The organism is Oceanispirochaeta sp., from assembly GCF_027859075.1.
GTDB lineage: Bacteria > Spirochaetota > Spirochaetia > DSM-2461 > DSM-2461 > Oceanispirochaeta.
Map to the genome: position 1 here is coordinate 1 of NZ_JAQIBL010000322.1, position 10377 is coordinate 10377.

8 protein-coding genes are annotated in these 10377 nt (G+C 42.6%); 2 read left to right on the forward strand and 6 right to left on the reverse strand.

Annotated features, from left to right (window positions below):
- Window positions 1-141: 141 nt before the first annotated feature.
- Window positions 142-762, reverse strand: a complete 621-nt coding sequence (locus PF479_RS18310) for a hypothetical protein (protein WP_298009785.1) — start codon at window positions 760-762, stop codon at window positions 142-144.
- 134 nt (window positions 763-896) lie between these two features.
- On the opposite strand from PF479_RS18310, the gene PF479_RS18315 reads away from it, so the two are divergent.
- Complete coding sequence (locus PF479_RS18315; RefSeq protein ID WP_298009787.1) at window positions 897-2048, forward strand: GGDEF domain-containing protein; 1152 nt, start codon at window positions 897-899, stop codon at window positions 2046-2048.
- A 123-nt stretch (window positions 2049-2171) separates the two neighbouring features.
- Here the strand turns inward: PF479_RS18315 and PF479_RS18320 are convergent, their stop codons facing one another.
- From PF479_RS18320 to PF479_RS18335, 4 genes are read right to left on the reverse strand one after another with little or no spacing between them, the layout of a single operon-like run.
- A complete protein-coding gene (locus PF479_RS18320; RefSeq protein WP_298009790.1) occupies window positions 2172-3806 on the reverse strand; it encodes a hypothetical protein in 1635 nt (544 codons plus the stop codon).
- Window positions 3807-3810: 4 nt separating this feature from the next.
- Complete coding sequence (locus PF479_RS18325; RefSeq protein ID WP_298009793.1) at window positions 3811-5895, reverse strand: transglutaminase-like domain-containing protein; 2085 nt, start codon at window positions 5893-5895, stop codon at window positions 3811-3813.
- Window positions 5877-7058 carry a DUF58 domain-containing protein gene (locus PF479_RS18330; protein WP_298009796.1) on the reverse strand — a complete coding sequence of 394 codons (1182 nt, stop codon included), beginning with the start codon at window positions 7056-7058 and terminating at the stop codon, window positions 5877-5879. The genes PF479_RS18325 and PF479_RS18330 overlap by 19 nt, the downstream gene beginning before the upstream one ends.
- Window positions 7055-8014, reverse strand: a complete 960-nt coding sequence (locus PF479_RS18335; protein WP_298009798.1) for a MoxR family ATPase — start codon at window positions 8012-8014, stop codon at window positions 7055-7057. The genes PF479_RS18330 and PF479_RS18335 overlap by 4 nt, the downstream gene beginning before the upstream one ends.
- A gap of 193 nt (window positions 8015-8207) precedes the next feature.
- Between PF479_RS18335 and arsB the strand changes: the two genes are divergently transcribed.
- Complete coding sequence (gene arsB, locus PF479_RS18340) at window positions 8208-9257, forward strand: ACR3 family arsenite efflux transporter (protein ID WP_298009800.1); 1050 nt, start codon at window positions 8208-8210, stop codon at window positions 9255-9257.
- Here the strand turns inward: arsB and PF479_RS18345 are convergent.
- Window positions 9239-10377 (reverse strand): hypothetical protein (locus PF479_RS18345; protein WP_298009803.1); only part of this gene is annotated, 1139 nt, incomplete at its 5' end. The two genes, arsB and PF479_RS18345, sit on opposite strands and share 19 nt — an antisense overlap.

The window sequence follows — 10377 nt, forward strand, 5'->3', positions numbered from 1 at the left end:
TCAGGAGGAATTGGTTTTTATATGGGATTTGTGTTCTATCTTTAAAGTGGGAACAATAGGGTTTTCCCTCTTATTTAGCGGCTGCTTTACGATCAAACAGGATCAGGGAGAAGAGTTGAGAATTCAGTTTTCTGCGAAGAATCATGGATGATTCTCCAGTTTTTTCTTCAAATTATCTGACAATCCCTCAATATAGTAGCCGATATTTTTTTCATACAATTTCAACGAAAAAAACAGATCAAGAATCAGTGATAGTTTGGCCTTACAGATAAAGTCAATCTGAATCCCCTCATCGAGAGGTGTAAAGAAAAGCACATAGCTTGCTTCTTTCAAAATGTTTCTAGAGCCAGTGTATTCAAAGCTTAATGTGTCAATGATTCCAGCGTCTCCAATACTCCACTGAGTCGTAAAATAGGCTTTCAAACCTCTTTTTTTTATGAAAGTATTCAGATCATACTCAATTTCCAGAAGATTCGGATTGTCCCTGTCAGACACCGGATTGATACTGACAAGAAAGGCTGGCAAGGATGATGCAATTTCTGACTCCCGGGTCATACCCTCTAATACCCAGTCGGTGTAGGAATTAAAATCAAGGAAAACCGAATTGAGCAGTTCGGAAGATCCCTTAATCAGGAGTGTGCCCCTGGTCAGATAGGACCTGTCCGGCTCATAGACCGTGGTATAACGATTGTCTCCCCAGAGAGATGTATTGAGTAATAAAATTAGAAGGCCGATCACAAGCCCAGAATATTTATGAATCATAATTTACTTTCTGTTCTTATAACATAATACTTCAAACCCAAAAACCTCATATATTTTGTACATAATCTGAAAAACCATGAATTTATGAAATAATTTTATCCTAAAATATCAATAATCTCTTATACTGCACCTATATGCAATGGAAAGAGATAGCTACGAATTCCCTGATTCTCAAGAATTATGAGCTCTTTAAAAAATCAGGTGTCCTTGATTATATCGATGAGACTCATTCTAACAATAAGGAGCTGGAAGACCTTCTTATTGAAGCCAATGAAATTTTCCGTCAGGAAACTGTGGATGAACTCATTAATCTGATTATTCATTTTCTTGCAGAGAAGTTTATTCCTTCTAATATGGTATTCATTCTAAACGAAGGAATAATGTTCAACAGAATTAAAACCATCGTCTGCCGGAATATGAAGATCAGCAATGATATCATTGTCATAGAGTCTCTTGAACCTTTCGAACAATTCTTCAGGACCTACAGAGGAACCACCAGTTTTCTGATCCTTGAAAATGAGATGGAAGACACAGGATTACTTGCCCCGTTTGTGCCCTATAAACCTAGGATTGTCGTACCGGTTCTGGGAATTTCCGGATTATATGGAATGATCTTCTTTGGTGAAAAAGTTCTGGGAGAAGACTATGACACCAGAGAGATATCTTATATTGACAAGCTGATGAATTTTACATCCATTGGAATTCAAAATACGATTCATTACGAGCACTCGGTGAGAGACTCCAAAACAGGCCTCTACAATCACAATTTTTTTATCCATCGGGTCAACGAACAAATTGCCCGTGCCAAACGTGTACAAAAGCCTTTTTCAGTCATTTTGATGGATATAGACAATTTTAAACTTTTTAATGACAGTTATGGTCATCTGGCTGGAGATGAAGTGATTATCCAACTGTCAAAAGTCTTGAAAAGAGCCCTCCGTGAGGGTGATATCCTCTCCCGCTTTGGAGGTGAAGAATTTACGATTCTTCTCCCTTATGCGGATAAGAATGAAGGTTGGAATGCGGCTGAACGCTTTCGGAAAACCGTGGAAGAGATGGAAACAAAATACCAGGAAAACATACTTAAAATAACCATAAGCCTGGGTATAGCCACCTACAACTATCATGAGAAAATAAATGATATCACTCTTCTGAAAAGAGCGGACGATGCCCTTTATAAATCCAAAAAAACCGGCCGGAATAAAACCACTTCATTTAAATCAGGACTGCTGACCAAGGCTCAGGATATGGATTACAATGAATCGAATCAACCATCTTTGAAGTGAACAGGTTTCAGTCCCGGATTCTGAACTCAGGGGGTGATGATGTGTCTTCTAATGGATACCGTCAGTTTTCCCATTCTATAATGGACCGGCCTGCCTTTTGATACCTAAAGGACGATCGAGGCTTTAAATTTTACTCAGCAGGATCGAACTGATGAGATACATGATGATCAGAGGGACAAACAGAAGATAGTCCATGCCACAGAAACGGTAATAAAAGCTCATACAGCCGTTGGTTGTCTCCTTTTGCGCCTTATTGACTCTCAGAGCCAGAATGTATGTGATAAGACTCGAAAGGATCAAAATGATATAGATATGGGGTGTCTTTCCAAAATACAGTGGGTGAAATATAAAATTTCCGGCAGAAGATATCAAAACAGAACTGAGAAACAGTTTCATTCCCGTATGAAGAAACGTGACCAGGCTTGTCTTAATAATATAGAGCCTGCGATGAGTTGCCCGCAAAAAATAATCTAGAAGAAAAGCACTGAACACCGGCAACGGAAGCAGTGCCAGAAGGTAAAGACCTCCGGCAATAAGGGACACCAGAAACAGAAGCAGAGTTGTCCCGAGGGGATACCAGAGAGGGATGGTTGATAAAGTAGTGGTGCTTTTCATAATCTCCGGATGGTTGCTGGCAAAAAACAAAGCCCTCTTTTCATAATTGATATCAGAAAAGATTATCCCCTTGTATTCACCCAGTGTGAAGTAACCCGCCAGTTTTGACATGGATTTTGTTTTTGTATAGAGAATTTCCGAGGAAGAACCGTCATTCCCAAGTGTCACAACAGCCAGATCAACTCCCTTTTTCGTGTCCTTCTGATAAATGAACCTCGTCGTCTCAGTGTCTGAATCGATGATTTTATATTTGCTGTTGAATAAAGGAACAGAAACACGGTTCTCCTGAGTTATCTCCCCTGAGTTCAGATCACTCTTTTGAATCATCATACGATTGACCTTGTTTTTTCTGTCCCGGGATGCATAGAGAGCCGTCAGAACAGGATCACCGAGAGCAGTATCCTTTAGATACTTATATTCTTTTGCCGGGACATTCTCAGATATAATTTTATCCCTAAACAAACCCGTGTCTGAATTAATTTCTGTGAGATGAATATCAATAGTATCCCATTTATTTTTATGAATACTCAGTACAAATAATTTCTTCCCGGATTGAACCACTTTGAAAGAATGAATGACCCCCGAGGAGATGGGAATCTGGTCCTCATCGAAAGCCGTGTGTTTATACTGGAGGCCATCTGAATTCAAGAAAACAAGGAGGGAGCCATCGCTCTCAAAATCAGAGAGTGTCTCTTCAATCCTTTTAACCGAATAAAAACCCGTATTCACCTGAATATCAACTTGAAATAAAGAGGATATTTTATAGAACAAGCGAATGATATCCGGTTTCAGATAAGCCGCTGTAATTTTAGATGCCTGTGAGAGGTCAAGATCGATTGTTATCCAGTCTTTTGCTTCCCCTTTGATATTGAGGGTGATGATCTGCAGTTCTTTTCCATCAACGGAAAGAAGAGTCACAAGTTCTGAATCTTTCGGACTGATCGTAAGGACATGATAGTTCACCGTTTTAGAGAATCCGTAATCCATATCGGACAGTTCTAATTCACGGCTCATCTCATGAGAGGGGGGGCTAATAAGTGTTTCTGTGAATGAGTATCCGTACCAGAAGAGTAGAAATAGAATGATCAGACTTAAAATAATAGATTCCTGTGGAAAGGAAACCCTTTTAATTGGAGGATTCATACAGTTAATCTCCTAATTCATTATAACATTCAGGGCCCTTCTTTTGAAAGATTCTTTTCCTCTTTTCAGCTTTACCAGTCCTGGATTTAGAGAGGAATAATCGTATTTGATGACATCCCCTCATAAGCCTCTTCCTTTCGGAAGGATTTAAAGCATTTTCTCCATATTTGAATATCAAAAGAAGCCGCAGGACATCCTCATGATGGGGAACGCCTGTTCTGGCGGTGGCCGGGAGTCCCTGGAACCATTGGATCCAACCTCCCTGTACAGGACTTGAAATACCCCATTTTTTATTCATTTTTTTTGTAATTATCCGAAGGGCTTTATGAATCTCATGATCAGAAAACCGATTCTGGAATCTATAATATGATACAGGAATCAGGATAAAAACCAGCAGAATCAGAAGAGTCATTCCTGTAGAACCCAGCATTTTTTTATCCCAGAGAAAGGTGCTGTTTTCCAGATCATCTACAGAGTTCCTAAAGCCCATATGCTCCAGCTGGGATTGTGTCATTGCATCAAATCCTATGGTACCAGTAGAGAGAGTATCCTGAAGACCCGTGAATGGCGGGGTCACTTCCCAGGGGACCCAACCCCACTCATCAAGATATATCTCCGGCCACTGGTGTGCGGAATAACCTGTAATTGATACAGTTCCCTCATAAGCGCCCTGTCTTTGAAGGCTATCATCTTCTGATGGCACAAGAATAAGAAATCCTTCTGCGATTCTGACCGGGACTCCCATGATTCTGGCCAGAAATGCCGCGGCGGTGGAGAAATGAACACAGTATCCGCTGTAGGTTCCAAATAGAAATTTTTGAACCATCTTGTCAGAACTCTCCGTATCCAGTGAATAGGTGTAATGTTCGCTGAGATAAGAATGGATATTCATCAAGGTTTCTTTATTATCTTTACCTTTCAGCGACTGAGAGAGTGACTCCAGATCATTCTTCAGGCTGTCTGGAACATTCATGGCTCTCTGCTTTTCCCTCTCCACCATTTCTTCTGTTTGAGGATTGCCGGAATGATATCTGTTATACAGGATGAATGAGTCCCCTTTTGTCAGAGGAAACTCGTCAGGGGGCAGGCTGGCCAGACTCCTGTCTACAGAATAAAACTGTCCCTTGTACTGAACATACTCCGTCCAGGTATGAAGGGGGAGTCTTGTGTAGATGTCTGTCTCAACGGTCACTTCAACTCTTTGAAATGAAAGCGAGCCGGGAAGAGACTCAATTTTTTCAGGAATGCTCAGATTTTCATATATCCATAAACCCTCTCGGTATGCATAGAAAACATCTGTCTTGAGATACAACAGCGACGAAGGTTCCCCTGAAATTGTAAATATAATTTTAGGGGATAAAAGTGGTTTCTCTCCGGTCTTTCTTGATGATTCATATGAATACCCATACCCCGGGATCTGGAGGAAGAGAGGGAGATCCGGAAAAAGAAAAGACAATCCCTTCTGAATATTTCTGGATGTACCATCAATGAAGTGACTACCTCTGGGTTCCTCCTGCAATACAGGGATCAAAAAGGCGAAGAAAAGAGCCGGAATGAGAAGAAACATAACAGCATAGATTCGTTTCAGTGGACCCTTTCCTACTATGGAGAAATTCAGTTTTAAAGCTATAAGCAATAAAAAGGGAAGAAACAGTCCTGTAGATGGGTAGAGAATGATCAGAACCATATTGATTAACAACAAGAGGTTCAGTAGGGCCTGAGTCTTATTCGGGTTGAGGATGAGAGAGGAGCAGCCATAGGAACTGACAATGCCGGCAGCATAAACAAAGGCGAATGAGATGCTCCCTGCCGGTCTCCCGTCAGCAAGAAGGATGAGCCAGGCATGATAATGATTCTCAGGAATAAGCAGGATGAAAATGAGGAATGATAGAAACAAAATAAAATAGAGACTGATCCTGCTTCCCTTTCCCCATAGTCTTATATTGAGGAACCCTTTGTGACTGCTTTCCAGATAGGATAGAAGCAGAGGCAACTCGATGAGGAAGATCATAGAAACCGGACCGGAGGCATCCAGAAATTTGTATAGACCCAGATACAGCAAGGGTGGAATCAGGAATAAAGCCGGCATTGCAACTCATCCTCCAGGGTGGATGATGATGTGATTTCAGAGATTATCGCCCCCCTTTGCTCCAGTCTGATAATGAGTGACCTGATGCTAAGGAGATCTTCTTCATCCATCCCGATTGTGACCGGGATTAAATGATCGATGGACCCCAAAGAGGAAAACTCATCAAGAAGTTCCAGATCTGATAATCCGGACACGACATAGAGACCTCCTGTTGAAGGTATCTCTCTCAATTCTTCCAGATCCGGGACATCAAACTCAAGGAGTAATGTTGACTGATAGAGTATCCTGAAATCCTGCTCGGTGGACACCATCTGGTTTTCCCAACCCGGATAGCCATGAATGATCAGCTTCTGTCCGGTATGAACAGCCGAAAACACCAGGCAAAGAAAGACTTCAAGAACCGTATCATCACACAAAGCAATTCGTCCTGAAGATCTTCTGTCAAGGAAAAGATGAATCTCATCACCCCCCCGGGTGGTATAGGTTTTTATAAAAGGAAGACCCCATTGTACGAACCGTGACCAGCTGATATTGCTGAGCCCCTCCCCCGCTCTGTATTCCCGCAGCCCCTGAAACATATAGGCTTCTCCCTGACTTCCTGTAAGCGCCTTACTGCTTCCTCCATTGGAGGGGTGTTTTCTGAGTTCCTCGGGAATATCAATCAAACGGGGGTATACATAAAATGACTGGCTCCAGATGGGAAGATCAACTGAGAGAACAGCCGTTAATCCTCTCAAAGAGAGTCTGGACAATCCCAGAGTATAAACACCCCTGATTTCGGCATGGACATCCTGTTTATACTCCCAGATTTCATCAGAAAGGAGAGAAAAAAACTGAGGAGGAGTCTCATCGCCTTGACGGGAATGAATACGGGCCTGTTCAATCCTGATCCACGGGACTGGAAAGGGTGTTCCTTTCTGAATCTTAATGGAATACTTGATATGATCACCCTTACTGATATGATCTCGGTCAAAATCAAGTGAGTAGCGGAGAGTCTGACTGTTGATAATCAGGAGTATGAAATCCAGGACGTATAGAGCGAACCAGAAACGTGCCAGCCGTATATAGACTCCTCCGAAATAAACAGAAGTCAAATAGAACAATACAGACCCGATGAGGAAGAAAAGGAAACCCTCTTTATGGATGTACCGCGGCAGTTTCATAAGGATGGAACGAATACTTCCTTCAGCTTATCCGGAAGGAGTTGTTCCACAGAGAAACCTTTACTTCTGGCTTCAGGAGTCAGAAGCAGACGATGCCTCATGACAGGTTTTGCCATGGACAGCAAATCTTCGGGAATAAGAAAGGAACGCCCCTGCCTGACAGCCAGACTCTGCCCGGCCCTGAGTAGGTGCTGGATTCCCCGGGTGCTCAATCCCGTTTGAAAGATTCCTGATTCCCGGGTCTTTCTTCCCAGATCAACGGCAAAATCCAGTACTTCTTTTTCGACATAGACCGATGAGATTAAGATTCTCAGATCTCTGATTTCCTCTGGTGAAGAAACGGCTGAAATGCCATCCAGAGGTTTTTTGTCCTTGAATTCGCCCAGAATAAGTGACTCGATTTCCCTTACGGGATACCCCGGGGTCATGCTCAATCCAAAACGGTCCAGTTGCGATTCCGGAAGATTATAGGTTCCGGCATACCAGGAAGGATTCTGAGCCGCCGCCACAAAAAATGGTTCGGGCAAGAGCCTGTGAACTCCATCGACAGTGACAGAGACTTCCTGCATGGCCTCCAACAGGGCGGACTGAGTCCGGGCAGGAGCCCTGTTCAATTCATCGGCCATAATAAATTGATGATGAATAGGCCCTTCCTTATAGAGGAATTCCTTTTTAGCGGATTCCCAGATCATCATCCCCGTAATATCGCCGGGAAGAAGATCAGGAGTGAATTGTATTCTTCCCGTATCAAGACCAGATGCGGTGGCCAGACAGCGAATGAGAGTGGTCTTGCCGACACCGGAAACATCTTCAATTAAAAGATGCAGTCCGGAGACAAGAGCAAGAACCGATAGTTCCAGAGCCTCAGGTTTTCCCAGGAATCCCTTTCCTGTCTCATCTATAAGATTCTGAATAACGGCGGAAGCCATCTTGTATTTTTTTTCCCGGTTCTCCATTCATCAACCTCTCTTTACTATTATAGTATGACAGAGAGGAGAACTATAGGGGATAATCTTTTAAATCGATTTGGTCGATAAAAATCAGAATCCTTATCAATTTCTAGCATTTTTTTTATTACAGGGCCTTGAATTGATTCTCCATTTAGCCAATTATCTAAATAATGATTAAAAAAATGGACAGGAGTTTCATATGGCAGAAAATAAAATAGGATTTTTCGCACGCTATCTTTCCTTGTGGGTCGCCGGATGCATTGCACTGGGAGTATTCATCGGAGTTTTGTTTCCTCAGCTGCCCCAATGGCTTGGAAAGCTGGAATATGCCAATGTTTCGATACCCGTTGCAATTCTTATCTGGCTGATGATCTATCCCATGATGCTCAAAGTAGATTTTAAGAGCATTGTCAATGCTGGTAAAAAACCGAAAGGACTCGTGATTACTCTTGTGATCAACTGGCTGGTTAAACCGTTTACAATGTATATAATCGCCTATTTCTTTTTGAAAATTATTTTCAAATCATTCATTCCTGATGACCTCTCAACTGAGTATCTTGCAGGAGCTATCCTGTTGGGGGCTGCCCCGTGCACCGCCATGGTATTTGTCTGGAGTTCATTGTCTGACGGAGATCCCGGGTATACAGTCGTTCAGGTAGCCGTGAATGACCTGATCATACTTGTGGCCTTTGCTCCCATCGTGGCTTTTCTGCTTGGTGTCAGTCATGTTCAGGTTCCTATGGACACTCTGCTTTTCTCGGTTGTTCTTTTTGTTGTTATTCCCCTGTCGGCAGGATTCATCAGCAGGACTGTACTGATTAAAAAACAGGGACAGGACTGGTTTGAAAATGATTTCTGCAAAAAGTTTGAGGGTATTACTGAAGCAGGTCTATTATTGACTCTGATCATCATCTTTTCCTTTCAGGGAAAAACCATCATGGCCAATCCATTAGCCATTTTACTCATCGCGATACCACTCATTGTGCAGACTTATTTTATCTTCTTTCTCGGATTCGGATGGTCCAGGCTCTGGAAGGTTCCCTATGCGGTTGCAGCACCTTCCGGAATGATTGGAGCTTCCAATTTTTTTGAATTGGCCGTGGCCGTAGCCATCAGCCTCTTCGGTCTGTCCTCCGGCGCCACTCTGGCAACTGTTGTCGGCGTGCTGGTTGAAGTTCCGGTCATGCTCAGCCTTGTCAAAATTGCCAGAGCTTCCAGAGAAAAGTTTCCTCAGACCAATGCTTTTTGATACACCCTGTATTTCTTAATCTGAGTGAGATTCATTTTTTCCAGAGCATTCAGAATTTTGAGATTGTCCTCCAGCATATAATTGGCTTCCAGGCGAATGTTCTTCGGTTCAAGAGCCTTGTATAACTGTACATAAAGAAGCACATCCAGTCCCTGGCCGTGATATTCCGGAAGCACGGCCAGACCCCAGAGCCTATAGTCTTTTATATTCTTTCGTTCATGAATCAATCTGTAAATGGTGAATGGATTCAATCGGCCCTTGATTTTTTTGAATATCACATTGATGTCAGGAAAGCCAAGGGCGACAGCCACAGGAACGCCTTCATCCTCCACAAAGAGGATAGCTTTCTCATCAAGTATCAGTTTTAATGTTTTCACTATGGAGATCATCTCATCTTCTTCAACAGGAACAAAACCCCAGTTATCTGCAACAGCGGCATTTAATATATTCAGAATATGCAGGGCCTCGCTTTTAAGCTCCCTTTTGTTGATATTCCGGACAGTCAGGTTCTTCCTTTTCTCCAGGATTTTTTTGTCAAAGCTTAAAAACCTTTCGGGGAGGCCATAACCTTTTCCAGCATCAACTTCATACACCAGCAAATCTTTCGCCTTGGAAAAACCTGATAATTCAATAAAATCATTGTAATAGAGTGGATTGTGGGGTGACATATAAACCGGACTGGTATTTCCTTCCAGCAGGAATCCCCAGGATTCTGCTACAGGATTGATCGGCCCCCGGATGTCAGTCATTCCCCGCTCAAGAAGCCATTCATCTGCCGCGGAAAACAGGGCTGCCGCCACATCCTGATCATCAATGCATTCAAAACTACCGAACATTCCGGTTTTGCTTTGATAGTATTGATTAAACCGGGGATCAATATAGGAGATGATTCTTCCAACCGGTTTGAACTCCTTGTATGCCAGAAGCATACAGTGCTCCGACCTGTCTAATACAGGATTATTCCCTTTTTTATGATCCAGAGATTCCAGGATGTTCAGAGGAGGAACCCAGAGGGGATCATTTTTATAGAGGTCTCGGGGAAGCCTGACAAATTCTCTGAACTGTTGCCGTGTTGGGACCGGTTGAACTCGTATATTATTCTTTATTATGATTTTCCTTC

What these genes read in the sequence shown, in the direction of transcription:
- PF479_RS18310 (WP_298009785.1), bottom strand. Translation starts at nt 762, where the DNA reads ATGATTCATAAATATTCTGGGCTTGTGATCGGCCTTCTAATTTTATTA.
- PF479_RS18315 (WP_298009787.1), top strand. Translation starts at nt 897, where the DNA reads ATGCAATGGAAAGAGATAGCTACGAATTCCCTGATTCTCAAGAATTAT.
- PF479_RS18320 (WP_298009790.1), bottom strand. Translation starts at nt 3,806, where the DNA reads ATGAATCCTCCAATTAAAAGGGTTTCCTTTCCACAGGAATCTATTATT.
- PF479_RS18325 (WP_298009793.1), bottom strand. Translation starts at nt 5,895, where the DNA reads ATGCCGGCTTTATTCCTGATTCCACCCTTGCTGTATCTGGGTCTATAC.
- PF479_RS18330 (WP_298009796.1), bottom strand. Translation starts at nt 7,058, where the DNA reads ATGAAACTGCCGCGGTACATCCATAAAGAGGGTTTCCTTTTCTTCCTC.
- PF479_RS18335 (WP_298009798.1), bottom strand. Translation starts at nt 8,014, where the DNA reads ATGGAGAACCGGGAAAAAAAATACAAGATGGCTTCCGCCGTTATTCAG.
- arsB (WP_298009800.1), top strand. Translation starts at nt 8,208, where the DNA reads ATGGCAGAAAATAAAATAGGATTTTTCGCACGCTATCTTTCCTTGTGG.